We start from the raw sequence: 16,820 nt of genomic DNA, 5'->3' as shown, positions 1-16,820 counted from the left end.
GGACTCCGCGACGAGGAGGGCCGGATCAGGCCTCGCCGCGGCGACTAAGGAGGAGGCGGCCGGACTGCATGGATCCACGGTACACCGGCGCCCGGACGATCCGCACCCGGGACGGCGGCCCGGCAGCCCGGCGGGTCGGCGGGTCAGCGCGCCGAGCGGAGGACGCGCGTGAGGTCGCGCACCGACGTGGACGGCAGGTACGCGCGGGTGAGCGCGAGCCCCACCGTCGGCAGGGCGGTCGCGTCGGGGTAGGCCATGATCAGCGGCACGAGCTCCGGCTGGAACTTGCGCTTGAACTCCAGCAGCGAGCGGAACCCGTACACGGGCTCGAGCGAGTCGGCGAGGAACTCGAGGATCCGCTCGACCCCGCCCTCCTGCCGCTCCTGCTGGCCGTCGGCCGCGTCGGCGGGGGCGGGCGAGGCCGCGCGGGTCTGCGCGAGCGGCGCCGCGGAGAGGCTCATGAACTCGATGCCGTCCTCCTTCATCCGCATGGCCGAGCGCGCGATGAGGAACTCCATCACGCCGTTGATGCCGTCGGGGCGGCGGCGCATGAAGTCGAGGGTCCAGCCGACGACCACGCCGTCGCGCCACGTGGGCAGCCAGCTCGTGGCCGCCTGCACGCGGTCGTCCGCGTCGACGGCCAGCATGAGGCGCACCTGCGGGTCGCGCAGCTCCTCGACGCCGCCGAGCGTGAAGCCCATCTCCGGCAGCTCCTTCTCGGCGACCCACTCCTCCGACATCTGCTCGATCTGGCTCGCCCACGCGAGCGGCAGCTCGGCCCAGGTGGTCCACTCGGCGCGGATCCCGGCGCGGTCGGCCCGGTTGATCGACGTGCGCACGTCCTGCCACTTCTTGCCCGTGGTCTGCCAGGTGCCGGGGCGCACGACCGTCTCCTCCGCCACCCCGAGCGTCTCCCAGCCCATGTCGTGGAAGAGGGGGGCCATCGACGCGGGCACGCTGTAGAAGACCGGGGTCCAGCCGTTGTCGTCGGCGAAGCGCGCGAACTGCGCGAGCACGTCGCGGAGCGCGCGCTCGTCGTCGGGCGGGCCGAGCGGCGCGGCCGTCGTGATGGCGACGCTGCCGACCACCCGGTACGCGACGACCGTGCGGCCGTCGGCGGCGATCCAGTACGAGTTGCCGGGCCAGGTCGCCATGTGGGAGAGCGAGCCGATGGCGCCGCGGCGGAGGGCCGGCCGCACGAGCGCCTGCGCGCGCGGCACCGCGGCCATGCGGACGTCGGCGATGGCGCGGAGGCTCGCGATCACCAGGATGATCCAGAAGGCCGGGCCGACCCCGCGGTAGACGACGTCCGTGATGGGGTCCGTCGGCAGGAAGTCGAGCGACTCGCCGCGGAGGAACGACGCGGGGATGAAGCGGTCCGGGGCCTCGGCGATCAGGTCGTTGAGGTCGACGGGGCGCGTGAAGCCGTCGGCCAGCGCGAGCCCCGTGGCGACGAAGAGCGCCATGAGGCCCGCGAGGGCGGCGCCCGTGGTCACGAGGAAGCGCCGGATCGCGCGGCGCGTGGAGAGGATCGTGAAGTGCCGCCGCAGCGCCACGAGCACGATGGCGCTCCCGAGCGGGAGCATCACCGACGCGACGAGCGCGGCCACCGCCTCCGGGTGGGCCGACGGCGAGGCGGAGAGCCGGGGCGACACCATGTCGCGGTGCACGAGCATCCCGAACGCGTACGCCGACAGCACCGCCAGCAGCAGGTTGACGCTCACGGCGAGCCACACGGCGAAGCGGCGCCCGCGGGAGAGGCCGTACGCGGCGACGAGGAGCGCGAGGAGCGGGGCGACCGACAGCAGGATCGGGCCGACGCCGCCGCCGATGCGCGCCAGCATGATCTCCTGCAGGCAGTCGTGCGTGAAGTCGCTCGAGAGGCAGCGGGTGGAGATGGCGTCGCCCGGCTCCCGGTCGTCGACGAAGAGCAGGGCGATGGGCGCGAGCGGGCCGTAGCGGCTCCGCGAGAGCAGGGCGATGGCGGGGCCCGTGCCGAGGATCCCGACGACCGCGGCGAGGATGACGCGGACCTCGTGGTGGGAGCTCCGCTGCCAGCGCGCGCCCGCGGCCGGCCGGTGCAGGAGGGCGCCCGCGACGCCGCCCAGGAGGATCGCCAGCAGCCGGTAGAGGTCGGACGGCTGGCCCGAGTACAGGAGGAACACGAGCACGACGACCACGAGGACGACCCGGATCCGTCGCCGCCAGAGCACGCCGGCCCACGCGCTCGAGAGCGCGAGCACGCCCGCGACCGCGGTGAGCGGGTCCGCCGTCGCGATGCCGCGCACCCCGTGCGACCAGAGCTCGCCGTCGACGAGCCCCTGCGCCTGCACGGCGATGCCGAGGAGCGCGCCGACCGTGCCGGTGAGCACGAAGCCGACGAGGGTGCGCCACCAGCCCATCAGGCGCTCGGCGACGCCCACGAGGACCAGCACGGCCAGCAGGGAGACGACGAGCTCGACCGGGCCGTCGGTGAGGAACGCGGCCGTCACGGTGGTCCACCAGTGCCCGCGCTCGACCACGGCGACGTACCCCGTGGCCAGCTGGTGGTGCACGACGTGGCGCCAGACGGCCGACACGGCGGGCAGCACGGCGAGCAGGAGGATCACGGCGGCGATCCCGAGGGTGACGGGCTGCGCCAGCAGGCGCGCACCGAGGGCGCGAGCGGCTCCGGCGAGCGTGAGGATCCGCGGCCGCGTCATCGGGTGATGCCCAGCCGGGTCCCGAGCGTCGGCAGGGCGTCGCCCACGCACCACTGCACGGTGCCCCAGTCGTGCGCCGTGCCCGGCGACGCGCTGATGCGGGTCGCCATCCCGGCGGCGCGCGCGGCCGCCTCCACCTGCTCCACCTGCGGCCGGTACTGCGCGTCGTCCTCGCCGGAGCAGAAGAGGGCGGTCGTGTCGGCGTACGGCTTCCGGGCCTCCATGAGCGCGGCCGGGAACGCGGCCGCGTACTCGGCCTGCGAGCCGTCGAAGGCGTCCTGCACCGTGTCGGCGCCGATGGTGGGGGCGACCTCGCCGGAGATGTCCACGAGGGAGCCGAAGAGGTCGGGGCGGCCGGAGCCGAGCTGCGCCGCGCACGTGCCGCCCTCCGAGAAGCCCATGATCGCCCAGCCGGTGCGCGCGGTCTGCACGCGGAGGTGCTGGTGGATCCACGCGGGCACGTCGACCGTGAGGTACGAGGCGGCGTTCCCGAGCGGCGAGTCCACGCACATCGGGTTGTCCTCCGGGGATCCCAGCTGGTCCGGCACCACGACGATGGGGGCGAGGCCGCGGTGGGCGGCGGCGTAGGCGTCCATGGCCCGGTCGAGGCGGCCGGACGCGAAGAGGTCCATCGGCGCGCCGGGCTGGCCGGAGAGGGCGATCACGACCGGCAGGGCCGGCGCGTCGTCGACGAGCGCGGCGGGAGGCAGGTAGACGAGGGCGTCGCGGGCCGGGAAGCCGGAGGTCGTCGCGGGGATCGGCATCGTGCCCAGCCGGCCGCGCGCGGGGAGGGCGCCGCCGGGCGCCCACGTGTCCTCGAGGGGTCCGTCCGCCTCGGGGGCGTCGACCGGCGCCGGGAGGCCCGCGAGGTCGAGCGGCGCGACCCGGGTCAGCCCGAAGGCGGCCGCGATGTTCGGGTACTGCTGGACGTCGGCGTTGATCCCGACGGCCGACGCGAAGACGACGAGCGGGACGACGAGCACGGCGAGCGCGGCGTGCAGCGCGCGCTCCGTGCGCCTCGGCGGGATCCGCCCGCCGACGCCGGTCACGCTGCGCCGGCTGCGGACGAGGGCGACGGCGGCCAGGGCGAGCCCGAGCCCGCCGAGCGCGGTCCACGTGCGGGTGCCGCTGGAGAGGCTCACCCCGAAGAGGCCCAGCACGTCCCCGAGGACGAACGCCAGCGCGAGCCCGGCGAGGGCGCCGGCCACGGCGGCGATCCCCGTGCGGACGGCCGCCCGGCGCGGGTCCTCCGGCCGGGCGCCCGTGCGGAGGCGGGCGCGTCGGGCCACCACGAGCAGCAGCACGAGGACGACGAGCGGCGCGACCGCCGCGGCGGTCACGAAGGAGGCCGAGATGATCGGGAGGTCGGCGAGTTCGTGGAGCACGGTGGTCCTCTGGTGCGGAAGCTGCGGCGATCGAATCTAGCCCACCGCTCCCTCGGAGAGCGGTGAGGACCGCGGAGCGGCCAGCGCGAGGCGTGCCGGCGATCAGGCGCCCGGCTGCGCCCCCGTCAGACGGTGCTCGAAGGCGAAGACGACGAGCTGCACGCGGTCGCGGAGGCTGAGCTTCGCGAGGATGCGGCTGACGTGCGTCTTCACCGTCGCCTCGCTGAGGAACTCGGCCTGCGCGATCTCGGCGTTGCTCAGCCCGCGGGCGGCGAGCACGAAGATCTCCCGCTCGCGCGAGGTGAGCGCCGCGAACTCCGGCGGGGCGACGCGCGGCCGGGATCCCGGGTCGAAGTGCTCGAGCAGCTGCCGGGTCGCCGACGCCGCGATGACGCTGTTGCCCGCGTGCACCGTCCGGATCGCCGCGAGGAGGAACTCGGGGTCGGCGTCCTTCAGCACGAAGCCGCTGGCGCCCGCGCGGATCGCCCGGGCGGCGCTCTCGTCGAGGTCGAAGGTGGTGAGCACGAGGACGCGCGGCGGGCGTTCGCCGCGGGCGTCCGCGGCGCGGAGGACCTCGGCGGTGGCCTGGATGCCGTCCATCACGGGCATGCGGATGTCCATGAGGATCACGTCGGGGCGCTCCTGGCGGGCGAGCGCCACCGCCTCCTCGCCGTTCGCCGCCTCGCCGGCGAACTCCAGGTCGGGCTGGGAGGAGATGAGCATGCGGACGCCCGTGCGGAACAGGGCCTGGTCGTCGACCAGGGCGACGCGGATCGGTGGGGTGGGCACGGGGGTCCTTCGGTCGGGAGGGGCGGTCGGAGCGTAGCGCGGGGTGCGCGGGATCAGGACCCGGCGGGCCGGTCGTCGCGGGCGCGTCGCGCGGCGGCGGCACCGCGCGCGGCGGCGGTGCGGTGCGGGCTGACGCGCGGGGAGGGCGCCCCCGGGGTCGCGGTGCCGGCCGCCGCGGCCTCGGGCGGGAACAGCTCGTCGAGGGTGAGGGGGCGGCTGCGGGCGTCCGCGCCCGAGGCGGCGTCCCCGCCGGGGACGGCGACGCGCGGCACGGGTCGCGTCGCGGGGGCGAACGGGATCCAGGCGGAGACGGTCCAGACGCCGTCGCGCACGCCCGCGGAGAACCGGCCGCCCGACAGCGTCGCGCGCTCGCGCATGCCGGCCAGGCCGTGCCCGACGGGCTGCGCGGGCGGCGTCGGCGCGGGCGGGAGCACGGGCAGCGCGATGATCCCGGTCGTGGCGCGCGTCGGCCGCGCGGGCTCCGGGAGGGTGCGGCTGCGCACCGACACGGAGACGCCGTCGGGCTCCCAGGCCAGCTCCACCTCGACCGGGTGGCCGACGTCGCCGTGCCGGAGCGCGTTGGTGAGCGCCTCCTGCACGATCCGGTAGACCGCGAGCTGCTGACCGGTGCCGAACGCGCCGGGCGCGCCCGTCTCGACGAACTCGATGGCGAGGCCCGTGGAGCGCATCTGGTCGATGAGGTCGCTCAGCTCCTTGAGCTCCGGCTGCGGGGTGTCGTCCTCGCTGTGCCGGAGCTGCCCGAGGAGGATCCGCACGTCGCCGAGCGCCTGCCGGGCGGTCGTGGAGATGGTGCGGAGCGCCTGGTCGGCGGCGTCGGGATCCACCAGCCGGGCGTAGCGGGCGCCGTCGGCCTGCGCGATGACGACGGCCAGCGAGTGCGCGACGACGTCGTGCATGTCGCGCGCGATGCGGTTCCGCTCCTGCTCGACCACCACGTCGTGCAGCGCGCGGGCCTGGTCGCGCTCGGCCGCCTCCTGCGCGTCCCGGCTCTCGTGCGACGCGCGCGACGCCACCACGAGACGTCCCGCGGTCCACGAGGCGAGCAGCACGCTCCACGCGCAGAGGAGGAGGAAGAGGAAGAGCGTCGCGAAGTCGGCCCACTCCCCCGTGCTGAACGCGAGGCGGCCGACGGGGACGCGGCCGGCCGCGTACGACAGGTACAGCGCGGCGACGACGCCGCCGACGACGGCGGAGGTGAGGCCGAGGGCGCGGGTGACGCGGCCGCCGTACGCGGCGCTGCAGTAGACGACGCCCGCGATGGCGATGTCGCCGGGCTCGACGCTCGCCCCCGCGCTCATCTGGATGACCGCGCCCGCCCAGGCGATCGCGAGTGACAGCCCCGGCATGGTGCGGCGGACGGACAGCGCCGCGCCCATGACGAGCACGAGCGCCAGCGAGACCTCGGAGGTCGTGAACGAGAAGATGCCGAAGGCGCTCGTGGCCGCCACGCCGATCGAGCCCGGGGCGAGGAGGGCGACGAACGCCACCGCGAGGACGACGTCGAGGACGACCTGGTACCTCGGGATCCGGCGGAGCATGCGACCACCGTACGTGCCGGGAGCCGGCCGCAGGACGCTCCGGGCCGAGGATCCCCGCGGCGGCGACCCGATCTCATCCGCGCGATGTACGGGCCGCCCGCCTGGCGGGTCAGAAGCCGAGGCGGCCGAGCAGCTTCGGGTCGCGCTGCCAGTCCTTGGCGATCTTCACGCGCAGCGACAGGAAGACGCGCTTCCCGACGAGCGGCTCGATCTGCGCGCGCGCCACCTGGCCCACGTGCTTGAGCCGGGACCCCTGGGCGCCGATGACGATGCCCTTCTGGCTGTCCCGCTCGACGAAGAGGTTCGCGTAGATCTCGAGGAGCTCCTTGTCCTCGCGCTCGATCATGTCGTCGATCGTGACGGCGAGCGAGTGCGGCAGCTCGTCCTGCACGCCCTCGAGCGCGGCCTCGCGGATGAGCTCCGAGATGCGCGCCTCGAGCCCCTCCTCGGTGACGGCGTCCGACGGGTAGAGCTGCTCGGAGACGGGCAGCGCCTTGAGGAGCTCCCCCACGAGCGCGTCGAGCTGGATGGCCTCCACGGCCGAGACGGGCACGATGGCGTCCCACTCGCGCAGCTCCTGCACGGCGAGCAGCTGCTCGGCGACCGCGTGGCGCGAGGCGGAGTCGGTCTTGGTGACGATGGCGATCTTGCGGGCGCGCGGGTACTCGTCGAGCTGCTCGTTGATGAAGCGGTCGCCCGGGCCGATCCGCTCGTCGGCCGGGATGCACAGGCCGATGACGTCGACGTCGCCGAGCGTCGTCTGCACCAGCGCGTTCAGCCGCTCGCCGAGGAGCGTGCGCGGGCGGTGGATCCCGGGGGTGTCGACGAGGATCAGCTGCCCGTCGGGCCGGTGCACGATGCCGCGGATGGCCTTGCGCGTCGTCTGCGGCTTGGAGCTCGTGATGGCGACCTTCTCGCCCACGAGCGCGTTGGTGAGCGTCGACTTGCCGACGTTCGGGCGGCCGACGAAGGAGACGAAGCCGGCCCGGTAGGCGGGGGCGCCGCCGCGCGGCTTGCGTGCGGCACGCGCGGGCTCGGCGGCGCGGTCGATGCCCCATGCCTCGTCGGAGAGCGGCGCGGGGGCCGGGGCGTCCGCGCCCTCCGCCGTCGCGTCCTCGACGGCGTCGGCCGCGCGGTCGTCGTCGCGGGGATCAGTCATGGTCGTGTCCTCTGCTGGCGGCGGCGCCCGCGGGGGCCGCCTCGTGGTCGTCGTCGGGGTCGTCCGCGCGGTCGCGCTCGACGAGGATCGTGCTGATGCGCGTGCGGCGCCCCTCGACCCGGTCGGCCGTGAGGACCAGCCCGCCGACGCGCACCACGGACCCGCGCTCCGGCAGGCGCCCCAGGGTCTTCGCGAGGAGGCCGCCGGCGCTGTCCACGTCGTCGTCGTCGAGCTCGAGCCCGAACAGGTCGCCCAGCTCGTCGATCGGGAGCCGGGCGCTCACACGGTACACGCCGTCGCCGAGGTCCTCGTACTCGGGCACGTCGCGGTCGTACTCGTCGCTGATGTCGCCGACGAGCTCCTCGATGAGGTCCTCGAGCGTCACGAGGCCGGCGATGCCGCCGTACTCGTCGACCACCATCGCGAGGTGGTTGGACTCGAGCTGCATCTGCCGCAGCAGCGCGTCGGCCTTCTGCGACTCGGGGACGAAGACGGCCGGACGCGCGAGCTGGTCCACCGTCGTGCGCTCCGCCTCCTCGGGCCGCTCGTAGACCATGCGCGCGAGGTCGCGGAGGTACAGCACGCCCTCGATCTCGTCGGAGTCGCGGCCCGTGACGGGCGCGCGCGAGATGCCGCGGGAGAGGAAGAGCCCGAGCGCGCTGCCGACGTGCGCGGTCTGCTCGACCACGACCATGTCGGTGCGCGGGATCATCACCTCGCGCACCACGGTGTCGTTGAACTCGAAGATGGAGTGGATGAGCTCGCGGTCGTCCTCCTCGAGCACCTCGAGCTCGGTGGCCTCGTCGACCATGCTGAGCAGCTGCTCCTCGCTGGTGAACGTGGCGACGGTCTTCGGGCGGCCGGGCGTGACCCGGTTGCCGAGGGCGACGAGGGCGTCGGCGACGGGGCCGATGGAGACGCGGATCCCGCGCACGAGCAGCGCCGTCCACGCGAGCAGCGGGCGCGCGTGCACCCGGCCGACGGACCGCGGGCTGGCGCCGACGAGGACGAAGGACACGCCCGTCATGATCGCGGCGGCGACCAGGAGCGTGATCCACCACTCGTCGAACGCGTCCACGAGCGCGAGCGTCACCAGGACGGCGGCGCTCGTCTCCGCCACGATGCGGACGAAGCTCAGCGAGTTGACGTAGGCGCCGGTGTCGGTGGAGATGGCGAGCATCGACCGGCGGGCGCGCGACGTGAGCGCCAGCTCCTGGATGTCCGCGCGGGACAGCGACGAGATGGCGGACTCCGCGGCGGCGAACAGGCCGCCGAGCACGACCAGGAGGAAGGCGGGGACGAGGAGGGCGAGCATCGGCGGCGGGTCAGCGACCGCGCTCGCTCATGGCGAACCCGATCAGGATGTCGCGCTGGAGCCCGAACATCTCGCGCTCCTCGTCGGGCTCCGCGTGGTCGAACCCGAGCAGGTGGAGGATGCCGTGCGCCGTGAGCAGCAGGATCTCCTCCATGGTCGAGTGCCCGGCCGTCACGGCCTGCTCGGCCGCGACCTGCGGGCACACCACGATGTCGCCGAGGAGCCCGGCCGGCGTCGGACGGTCCTCGGTGCCGGGCCGCAGCTCGTCCATCGGGAAGCTGAGCACGTCGGTGGGGCCCGGCTCGTCCATCCACTGCACGTGCAGCTGCTCCATCGCGCCCTCGTCGACCATCACGATGGCGAGCTCGGCGTCGGGGTGCACGTGCAGGGTGTCGAGCGCGTAGGTGGCGAGGCGCTGGATGAGCGGCTCGTCCACCTCGATCGCGGACTCGTTGTTGATCTCGATGCTCATCGGGTGCTCCCAGGGGCGGTGCGGCGCTCGGCGCGGAGGTGGTCGGCGGCCTGGCGCTCCGCGTCGTAGCGCGTGTACGCGTCCACGATGCGGCCGACCAGGGTGTGCCGCACGACGTCGTCGCTCGTGAGGCGGGAGAAGTGGATGTCGTCCATGCCGTCCAGCACGCGCGTCACGAGCTGCAGGCCGCTCGAGCCCGTGGGCAGGTCGACCTGCGTGATGTCGCCCGTGACCACCATCTTCGAGCCGAAGCCGAGGCGGGTGAGGAACATCTTCATCTGCTCGGGCGTGGTGTTCTGCGCCTCGTCGAGCACGACGAACGCGTTGTTCAGCGTGCGGCCGCGCATGTAGGCGAGCGGCGCGACCTCGATGGTGTTGGAGGCCATGAGCTTCGGCACGAGCTCGGGATCCATCATCTCGTTGAGCGCGTCGAACAGCGGCCGGAGGTACGGGTCGATCTTGTCGGTGAGGGAGCCGGGCAGGTAGCCGAGCCGCTCCCCCGCCTCGACGGCCGGGCGCGTGAGGATGATCCGCTCGACCTCCTTGCGCTGCAGCGCCTGCACGGCCTTGGCCATGGCGAGGTAGGTCTTGCCCGTGCCGGCGGGGCCGATGCCGAACACGATCGTGTTCTCGTCGATCGCCTGCACGTACTGCTTCTGGCCCTGCGTCTTCGGGCGGACGGTGCGGCCGCGCGACTGCACGATGGCCTCGCTCAGCACGTCGGACAGGGTCCGCGCGTCGTCCTCGCCGAGCCGCCGGGCGCTCGTCTCGATCTCCTGGGGCTCCACGTGCTGTCCGTCCTCCACCATCGTCACGACCTCGTCGATGAGCCGGCGCGCGGCGGCGACGCCGGCCCGGGTCCCGACGAGCGTGATCTCGTTGCCGCGGACCCGGACGTCGACGTCCGGGTGCTCGCGCTCGATCTGCCGGAGCAGCCGGTCCTGGGGTCCGAGCAGCCGGACCATGAGCACGCCGTCGACGGTCGCGGTCTGCTCCACGCGGTCCGCGTCGGCCGCTCCCCGCGGGTCAGAGCCCGACATGGTCCTCCTGGCCGCCGAAGCCGGCGAGCACGTGCGCGTGCACGTGGAAGACCGTCTGGCCGGCGTCCGCGCCCGTGTTGAACACGAGGCGGAACTGACCGCCCGCGCGCTCGGCGCCGATGCGCGAGGCGACCTCGACGACCTCCGCGAGGAGGTCCGGGTCGGCCGCGGCGAGCTCGACGACGTCGCGATGCGCGGCCGTCTTGGGCACCACGAGCACGTGCACGGGCGCCTTGGGGGCGATGTCCTCGAAGGCGATGACGCGGTCGGTCTCCGCGACGATCTGGGCCGGGATCTCACGGGCGACGATGCGCTCGAAGACGGTGGGCTCTCGGGTGTCGCTCATGCGCCCAGCCTACGCGGGACCCGCGACGTCACCAGCGTCCGAGGGCGGCGTTGACGAGCGCCAGCCCCGCGGGCCCGGCGGTGGACGTGCGGAGGATCCCGGAGCCGAGCGCCACGGGCACGGCGCCGGCGTCCCGGAGCGCCTCGACCTCGGCCGGGCTGATGCCGCCCTCGGGCCCGACGACGAGCAGCACGTCCGTCGCCGACCCGTCGCCCGGCACGGTCAGGTCGAGCCGCGACAGCCGAGCCTCGGCGGTCGGGTCGAGCACGAGCACGCGCGCGGTGGCGGCGAGGCGCACGAGGTCCTCGGTGGTGGCGAGCTCCTCCACCTCGGGCACGCGCGGCCGGATGGACTGCTTGACGGCCTCGCGCACGATCGCGCGCCACCGCTCCCGCCCCTTGGCGACCTTGGCGCCCTCCCAGCGGGAGACGGAGCGCTGTGCCTGCCACGGGATCACGGCGTCGACGCCCAGCTCGGTCGCGGCCTGCACGGCCAGCTCGTCGCGGTCGCCCTTGGCGAGCGCCTGCACGAGGACCACGCGCGGCGACGGCTCCGGGTGCGCCTCGACCGATCCGACGCGGAGCTCCAGGCGCTGGGCGTCCGCCGACGTCACGGTGCACGACGCGACGGTGCCGCGCCCGTCGCCGACGAGGAGCGCCTCCCCCGCGCGCACGCGGCTCACGGTCACGGCGTGCCGCGCCTCCTGCCCGGTGAGCACGATGACGCGGTCGACCGCGAGGCCGCTCGCGCCCATGTCGTCGGCGAGGTAGAAGTGCGCCACGGTCAGACGTTGAGGAAGCGGTCGCGGAGCTTCTGGAACAGGCCCTGCTGGAAGTGCGCGAGGTGCGGGGCCGGCGCCTTGTTGCGCTTCGCGAACTGCTGGATGAGGTCGCGCTCCCTGTGGTCGAGCTTCTGCGGGGTGACCACCTGGATGCCGATCTTCAGGTCGCCGCGGCCGGAGCCCCGGAGCTTCGTGACGCCGCGCCCGCGCACCGTGATGATCTCGGCGCTCTGGATGCCGGGGCGGAGCTCGAGGTCGACGTCGCCGTCGAGCGCCTCGATGTGCGCGTCGCTGCCGAGGATCGCGTCGACCATGCTCACCTCGACGGTCGCGAGCAGGTCGTCGCCGTTGCGGCTGAAGACGTCGTGGTGCGCCACCTTGATCTCGAGGTAGAGGTCGCCGTTCGGGCCGCCCGCGGGGCCGACCTCGCCGGAGCCCGGCATCTGGAGGCGGAGCCCCGTGTCGACGCCGGCCGGGATGTCGACCGGCACCGTGCGGCGCGCGCGCACGCGGCCCTGGCCGGCGCACGTGGGGCACGGGTGCGGGATGACGGTGCCGTAGCCGCGGCAGGTGCCGCAGGGGCTCGACGTCATGACGTTGCCGAGGAGCGAGCGCACCTGGCGCTGGATGCTGCCGGAGCCGCGGCAGATGTCGCACGTGACGGCGCTCGTGCCGGGCTGCGCGCAGGATCCGTGGCACGTGTCGCACACGACGGCCGTGTCGATCTCGAGGTCGCGGTGCACCCCGAAGATGACCTCCTCGAGCTCGACCTCGACGCGGAGCAGCGCGTCCTGGCCGCGCTCCTGGCGCGAGCGCGGACCGCGCCCGCCGCCGCCCTGCTGGCCGCCGAAGAACGTCTCGAAGATGTCGCCGAAGCCGCCGAACCCCTGCCCGCCCTGGCCGCCGAACCCGGCCTGCGGGCCGAGGTCGTACTGCTGGCGCTGCTGCGGGTCGGAGAGCACGTCGTACGCGTGCGTCACGAGCTTGAAGCGCTCGGCCGCGTCGGGGGCGTCGTTGACGTCCGGGTGGAGCTGGCGCGCCTGCTTGCGGTACGCCTTCTTGATCTCCTCTGGCGTCGCCTCGCGGCTCACGCCGAGTACTTCGTAGTGGTCAGCCACGTCGGGCCCTTCGGTGGTGATGGTCGTGGGGAACAGGGGCGGTGCGCCGGCGCGGGGCCGTCACCGCTCCTCGAGCAGGCGCGAGAGGTAGCGCGCGACCGCGCGCACCGACGCCATGTTGGTGGAGTAGTCCATGCGGGTCGGCCCCAGCACGCCGAGGCGCGCGAGCACGCCGCCGGACGAGCTGTAGCCGCTGGTGAGCACGCTCGTCTCGCCGAGGCCGAACGGGGCGTTCTCCCGGCCGATGCTCACCGAGACGCCGTGCTGATCGGCCTCCATCTCGCCGAGCAGCCGCAGCAGCACCACCTGCTCCTCGATGGCCTCGAGGACGGGCGAGATGCTGCCGGGGAAGTCGCGCTCGGTGCGGGCGAGGTTCGCGGATCCGGCGAGCAGCAGCCGCTCCTGCCGGTTCGCCAGCACCTGCTCGACGAGCGTGCCGGCGAGGGCGGAGGCGGCCTGGCGCTGGTCGGGCTCGACCTCGTCGGACAGCGTCTCGAGCCGCGTCGCCGCCTCCGCGAGCCCGAGGCCGCCGACGACCTGGTTGATGCGCGTGCGCATGCGGGCGAGGAACGCGTCGTCCGGATCCCCCGCCAGCTCGACGACGCGCTGCTCCACGCGACCCGTGTCGGTGATGAGCACCGTGAGGACGCGCGTGGTCGACAGCGGCACGAGCTCGACGTGCTTCACGTGGCTCGTCGCGAGCGACGGGTACTGCACGAGCGCGACCTGGTTGGTGAGCTGCGCGAGGAGGCGCACGGTGCGGGCGAGCACGTCGTCGAGGTCGACGGACTCCCCGAGGAACACGTGGATGGCCTGGCGCTGCGCCGAGGTGAGGGGGCGGACGTCGGCCAGCTGGTCGACGAAGAGGCGGTAGCCCTTGTCCGTGGGCACGCGGCCCGACGAGGTGTGCGGCGCCGCGATCAGCTCCTCCTCCTCGAGGAGGGCCATGTCGTTGCGGATGGTGGCCGCCGAGACGCCGAACGCGTGGCGCTCGACGATGGACTTGGACCCCACGGGCTCGCGGCTGGACACGTAGTCCTGCACGATCACCCGGAGGACGTCGAGTCCGCGTTCCGAGACCATGGCGCTCCCTCCTGGCACTCACCGTCGCTGACTGCCAATCGTACCGCGCGTCCGGGCCCGGTCGGCATTGCCGGTCGCGCGTCGACGGCGGTAGCGTGGGACGGCCCGGCGACGCCCGGCCCACCCACGATCCACCGCGGTCCGCCGGCACCCGGCGACGGCCGCGCACCGAGAGGCACCGCGATGTCCGCACCCGACTCCCACCCCTACGGCGCCCCGGCCCCGCTGACGCCGAGCGAGGACCGCCTGTGGGCGTCGCTGACGCACTTCCTCGCGATCCTCATCGTCCCGTCGTTCATCGTCTGGCTCGTGTTCCGCGAGCGCGGCCGCTTCACCGACCAGGAGGGCAAGGAGGCGACGAACTGGACGATCAACGTCGCCGGTGCGCTCGTCATCCTCAACGTGCTGCAGGCCGTCTTCATCGTCATCCCGTTCCTCGGGATCCTGCTCAACCTGCTCCTCGGCCTCGTGATCTTCGCCGTGGTCGTCGTCAACATCGTGTTCGCGATCATCGGCGGCGCGCGCGTGCAGAGCGGCCGGCCGTACCGCTACCCGCTCAACATCCGGTGGATCAAGTAGGCGGTCGACCATGAGCGCGAGGATCCGGCACGTCGCCATCGACTGCCGCGACCCGCACGCGCTGTCCCTCTTCTGGGCGGGCGTCACCGGCTTCGAGGAGGACCCCGACGAGCCGAACCGGCCCGGCGACGACGCCGCGTGGCTGGGCGACCCGGTCTCGGGGCTCGGCATCATCCTGCAGCGCTCCGACGCCCCGAAGGCCGCGAAGAACCGCGTCCACCTCGACCTCGCGCCCGACGACCGGACGCGCGACGAGGAGGTCGAGCGCGTGCTCGCGCTCGGCGCGGCGCTCGTGGCCGACCGGCGCGACGCCGACGGCAGCGGCTGGGTCGTGCTCGCGGATCCCGAGGGCAACGAGTTCTGCGTCGAGCGCAGCGACCTCGAGCGCGAGGCCGGCGACGACGTGGGCGCCGTCGTCCTCTGACGTCCCGCGGGCGGCGTTCAGTCCTCGAGCAGCCGCCGCACGACCGCGTCGGCGAGCAGGCGCCCCTGCAGGGTCAGGACGAGCGTGCCCGCGAGCGCGGCGCGCGGATCCACGAGCCCGTCCGCGATGAGCCCCGCCACCTGTCGGCGGCCCTCCGCGGTGAGCGTCGGGATCGCGAGCCCGTCGCGGATGCGCGCGCCGAGCAGCACGCGCTCCACCTCGCGCGTCGCGTCGTCGAGCGTCTCGCGGCCCGCGCCCGGGGACGCCCCGGCGAGCACGCGGTCGGCGTACGCGGCCGGGTGCTTGACGTTCCACCAGCGCACGCCGCCGACGTGGCTGTGCGCGCCCGGTCCGACGCCCCACCAGTCGTGGCCCTGCCAGTAGGCGAGGTTGTGGCGGCTGCGGCGACCGCCGCGCGCCCAGTTGCTCACCTCGTACCACTCGTAGCCGGCCTCGCCGAGCATCCGGTCGGCGAGCTCGTACATGTCGGCCTGGAGGTCCTCGTCGGGCTCGGGCACCTCGCCGCGGCGGATCTGCCGCGCGAGCTTCGTGCCGGGCTCGACGATGAGCGCGTAGGCGGAGAGGTGGTCGGGCTCCTGCGCGATCGCCTGCTCCAGCGAGGCGCGCCAGTCGTCGATGGTCTCCCCCGGCGTGCCGTAGATGAGGTCGAGGCTCACCTCGAGGCCGGCGGCCCGGGCACCCCGGACGACGGGCGCGATGCGCGCGGGGTCGTGCGTGCGCTCGAGGGTCGCGAGCACGCGCGGGACGGCGGACTGCATGCCGAAGGACACGCGCGTGAAGCCGCCCGCGGCGAGGGCGGCGAGGTAGGCGTCGTCGACGCTGTCGGGGTTCGCCTCGGTCGTGACCTCGGCGCCGTCGGCGATGCCCCACGTGTCGCGCACCGCGTCGAGCATCCGGACGAGGTCCTCGACCGGCAGGAGCGTGGGCGTGCCGCCGCCGAGGAAGACGGTGGACGCGGGGCGCGCGGGCACTCCCGAGTCCTGCAGCGCGGATCCGGCGAAGCGCACCTCCTGCACGGCCTGGGACGCGTAGTCGGACTGCCGCACGCCGCGCAGCTCGGGCGCCGTGTAGGTGTTGAAGTCGCAGTAGCCGCAGCGCACGCGGCAGAACGGGACGTGCAGGTAGACGCCGAACGCGCGGGACCCGGCGCCGTCGGACGCGGAGGCCGGCAGCAGCCCGTCGGCGGGGGCGGGATCGGCGAGGGGCAGGGCGGACGGCATCCGTCCATCATCCCCCGGCCGGGAGGCGCTCCCGTCCGGCGGGGGCGGTGCGGGTCGGTCGGTGCGGCCCGCACGGGCGGCTCCGGCAGGATGGGGGCATGACCGACGCCCCCTCGCCCCGGCCCCTGCACGTCCTCTGGGACGTCGACGGCACGCTCCTGCTCAACGGCCCGCGCGCCGGCGGCATGTACCACCGCGCGATCGAGCTCGCCGCGGGCGAGGCGCTCGAGGACCGCACGGTGCACGCGCACGGCAAGACGGACGGCCAGATCATCTGGGAGACGCTCGACCTCTACGGGCTGCCGGCGTCGCTGCACGCGGCGGTGCGGGAGCAGCTCGAGGGGATGTCGCGCGTCGAGCACTACGGCGCCGGGCGCCGCGAGGTGCCCGTCGGCGTGCCCCGGCTCGTCGCCGACGTGGCCGCGCGCGGCTGGGTGAACGCGCTCCTCACCGGCAACTCGCCGCTGCGCGCCCGCTACAAGCTCGACGGCGCGGGCCTCGACGTCGACCTGTTCGACTGGGATGCGTCGTTCTTCGGGCACGAGGCGCGCGTCCGCAGCGACCTCACCCGGCGGGCCGCCGCCGCGCTCGCGGGCGCGACCGTCGTGATCATCGGCGACACCCCCGCGGACGGCGTGGCCGCAGAGGCCGCGGGCTTCCCGTTCGTGGCGGTGGCGACGGGCGCCTACGAGGTCGAGCAGCTGCGGGCCCCGGAGGCGCACGCGGCGGTCGTGGTGCCGGACCTCGCGGTCGGCCACGACGAGGTCATGGCGTACCTCGACGGGCTCGCCGCGGGCTGACCGCGCAGGGACCGCGTGCGGCGGCGC

At 74.3% G+C, this 16,820-nt stretch carries 16 protein-coding genes; 3 read left to right on the top strand and 13 right to left on the bottom strand.

Annotated features, from left to right (window positions below):
• Positions 1 to 143: 143 nt before the first annotated feature.
• The 12 genes from H9X71_RS07535 to hrcA all read right to left on the bottom strand — a co-directional run bounded on the left by H9X71_RS07535 (position 144) and on the right by hrcA (position 13,749).
• Positions 144 to 2,702: a bifunctional lysylphosphatidylglycerol flippase/synthetase MprF gene (locus H9X71_RS07535; RefSeq protein WP_191146537.1), complete on the bottom strand. Its 2,559-nt coding sequence runs from the start codon at positions 2,700 to 2,702 to the stop codon at positions 144 to 146.
• Positions 2,699 to 4,087: an alpha/beta hydrolase gene (locus H9X71_RS07530; protein ID WP_191146536.1), complete on the bottom strand. Its 1,389-nt coding sequence runs from the start codon at positions 4,085 to 4,087 to the stop codon at positions 2,699 to 2,701. Before H9X71_RS07530 ends, H9X71_RS07535 begins: the two co-directional genes overlap by 4 nt.
• A 102-nt stretch (positions 4,088 to 4,189) precedes the next feature.
• On the bottom strand, positions 4,190 to 4,876 hold the full coding sequence (locus H9X71_RS07525; RefSeq protein ID WP_191146535.1) for a response regulator: 687 nt from the start codon (positions 4,874 to 4,876) through the stop codon (positions 4,190 to 4,192).
• 53 nt (positions 4,877 to 4,929) lie between these two features.
• Positions 4,930 to 6,435: a sensor histidine kinase gene (locus H9X71_RS07520; protein ID WP_191146534.1), complete on the bottom strand. Its 1,506-nt coding sequence runs from the start codon at positions 6,433 to 6,435 to the stop codon at positions 4,930 to 4,932.
• A 109-nt stretch (positions 6,436 to 6,544) separates the two neighbouring features.
• The gene (gene era / locus H9X71_RS07515) at positions 6,545 to 7,594 is read right to left on the bottom strand and encodes a GTPase Era (RefSeq protein WP_191146533.1); all 1,050 of its coding nucleotides are present in this window, start codon (positions 7,592 to 7,594) and stop codon (positions 6,545 to 6,547) included.
• Entirely contained in the window at positions 7,587 to 8,909 is a 1,323-nt protein-coding gene (locus H9X71_RS07510; RefSeq protein WP_191146532.1) for a hemolysin family protein, read from the bottom strand. Before H9X71_RS07510 ends, era begins: the two co-directional genes overlap by 8 nt.
• Before the next feature lie 10 nt (positions 8,910 to 8,919).
• Positions 8,920 to 9,381 (bottom strand): rRNA maturation RNase YbeY, encoded by a 462-nt coding sequence (gene ybeY, locus H9X71_RS07505; RefSeq protein ID WP_043669058.1) that lies wholly within the window; start codon positions 9,379 to 9,381, stop codon positions 8,920 to 8,922.
• A complete protein-coding gene (locus tag H9X71_RS07500; RefSeq protein ID WP_191146531.1) occupies positions 9,378 to 10,421 on the bottom strand; it encodes a PhoH family protein in 1,044 nt (347 codons plus the stop codon). Before H9X71_RS07500 ends, ybeY begins: the two co-directional genes overlap by 4 nt.
• Positions 10,408 to 10,767 (bottom strand): histidine triad nucleotide-binding protein, encoded by a 360-nt coding sequence (locus H9X71_RS07495; protein ID WP_191146530.1) that lies wholly within the window; start codon positions 10,765 to 10,767, stop codon positions 10,408 to 10,410. The genes H9X71_RS07500 and H9X71_RS07495 overlap by 14 nt, the downstream gene beginning before the upstream one ends.
• 28 nt (positions 10,768 to 10,795) lie before the next feature.
• The gene (locus H9X71_RS07490) at positions 10,796 to 11,548 is read right to left on the bottom strand and encodes a 16S rRNA (uracil(1498)-N(3))-methyltransferase (protein ID WP_191146529.1); all 753 of its coding nucleotides are present in this window, start codon (positions 11,546 to 11,548) and stop codon (positions 10,796 to 10,798) included.
• 2 nt (positions 11,549 to 11,550) lie between these two features.
• Positions 11,551 to 12,666, bottom strand: coding sequence for a molecular chaperone DnaJ (dnaJ, locus tag H9X71_RS07485; protein WP_191146528.1), 1,116 nt, complete (start codon positions 12,664 to 12,666; stop codon positions 11,551 to 11,553).
• Between the two features lie 60 nt (positions 12,667 to 12,726).
• Positions 12,727 to 13,749, bottom strand: a complete 1,023-nt coding sequence (gene hrcA, locus H9X71_RS07480) for a heat-inducible transcriptional repressor HrcA (protein ID WP_191146527.1) — start codon at positions 13,747 to 13,749, stop codon at positions 12,727 to 12,729.
• 183 nt (positions 13,750 to 13,932) lie between these two features.
• On the opposite strand from hrcA, the gene H9X71_RS07475 reads away from it, so the two are divergent.
• Together H9X71_RS07475 and H9X71_RS07470 are read left to right on the top strand one after the other, a co-directional pair.
• The gene (locus H9X71_RS07475; RefSeq protein ID WP_191146526.1) at positions 13,933 to 14,328 is read left to right on the top strand and encodes a DUF4870 domain-containing protein; all 396 of its coding nucleotides are present in this window, start codon (positions 13,933 to 13,935) and stop codon (positions 14,326 to 14,328) included.
• A 10-nt stretch (positions 14,329 to 14,338) separates the two neighbouring features.
• Positions 14,339 to 14,752 carry a VOC family protein gene (locus H9X71_RS07470; protein ID WP_191146525.1) on the top strand — a complete coding sequence of 138 codons (414 nt, stop codon included), beginning with the start codon at positions 14,339 to 14,341 and terminating at the stop codon, positions 14,750 to 14,752.
• A 17-nt stretch (positions 14,753 to 14,769) separates the two neighbouring features.
• On the opposite strand, the gene hemW is transcribed toward H9X71_RS07470, so the two are convergent.
• Positions 14,770 to 15,993 (bottom strand): radical SAM family heme chaperone HemW, encoded by a 1,224-nt coding sequence (gene hemW / locus H9X71_RS07465; RefSeq protein ID WP_191146524.1) that lies wholly within the window; start codon positions 15,991 to 15,993, stop codon positions 14,770 to 14,772.
• A gap of 98 nt (positions 15,994 to 16,091) precedes the next feature.
• On the opposite strand from hemW, the gene H9X71_RS07460 reads away from it, so the two are divergent.
• Positions 16,092 to 16,793: an HAD family hydrolase gene (locus H9X71_RS07460; protein WP_191146523.1), complete on the top strand. Its 702-nt coding sequence runs from the start codon at positions 16,092 to 16,094 to the stop codon at positions 16,791 to 16,793.
• Positions 16,794 to 16,820: the final 27 nt, after the last annotated feature.

The sequence above is a fragment of the Clavibacter zhangzhiyongii genome, from assembly GCF_014775655.1.
GTDB lineage: Bacteria > Actinomycetota > Actinomycetes > Actinomycetales > Microbacteriaceae > Clavibacter > Clavibacter zhangzhiyongii.
Note: the sequence above shows the minus strand (reverse complement) of the source record. Positions and strands in the feature narration are given on the sequence as shown.

Bases quoted from the DNA above. Each gene is read 5' to 3' on its own strand.
- H9X71_RS07520 (WP_191146534.1), bottom strand. From the start codon at position 6,435: ATGCTCCGCCGGATCCCGAGGTACCAGGTCGTCCTCGACGTCGTCCTC.
- H9X71_RS07475 (WP_191146526.1), top strand. From the start codon at position 13,933: ATGTCCGCACCCGACTCCCACCCCTACGGCGCCCCGGCCCCGCTGACG.
- H9X71_RS07495 (WP_191146530.1), bottom strand. From the start codon at position 10,767: ATGAGCGACACCCGAGAGCCCACCGTCTTCGAGCGCATCGTCGCCCGT.
- H9X71_RS07500 (WP_191146531.1), bottom strand. From the start codon at position 10,421: ATGTCGGGCTCTGACCCGCGGGGAGCGGCCGACGCGGACCGCGTGGAG.
- H9X71_RS07470 (WP_191146525.1), top strand. From the start codon at position 14,339: ATGAGCGCGAGGATCCGGCACGTCGCCATCGACTGCCGCGACCCGCAC.
- H9X71_RS07535 (WP_191146537.1), bottom strand. From the start codon at position 2,702: ATGACGCGGCCGCGGATCCTCACGCTCGCCGGAGCCGCTCGCGCCCTC.
- H9X71_RS07510 (WP_191146532.1), bottom strand. From the start codon at position 8,909: ATGCTCGCCCTCCTCGTCCCCGCCTTCCTCCTGGTCGTGCTCGGCGGC.
- era (WP_191146533.1), bottom strand. From the start codon at position 7,594: ATGACTGATCCCCGCGACGACGACCGCGCGGCCGACGCCGTCGAGGAC.
- ybeY (WP_043669058.1), bottom strand. From the start codon at position 9,381: ATGAGCATCGAGATCAACAACGAGTCCGCGATCGAGGTGGACGAGCCG.
- hemW (WP_191146524.1), bottom strand. From the start codon at position 15,993: ATGCCGTCCGCCCTGCCCCTCGCCGATCCCGCCCCCGCCGACGGGCTG.
- hrcA (WP_191146527.1), bottom strand. From the start codon at position 13,749: ATGGTCTCGGAACGCGGACTCGACGTCCTCCGGGTGATCGTGCAGGAC.
- H9X71_RS07460 (WP_191146523.1), top strand. From the start codon at position 16,092: ATGACCGACGCCCCCTCGCCCCGGCCCCTGCACGTCCTCTGGGACGTC.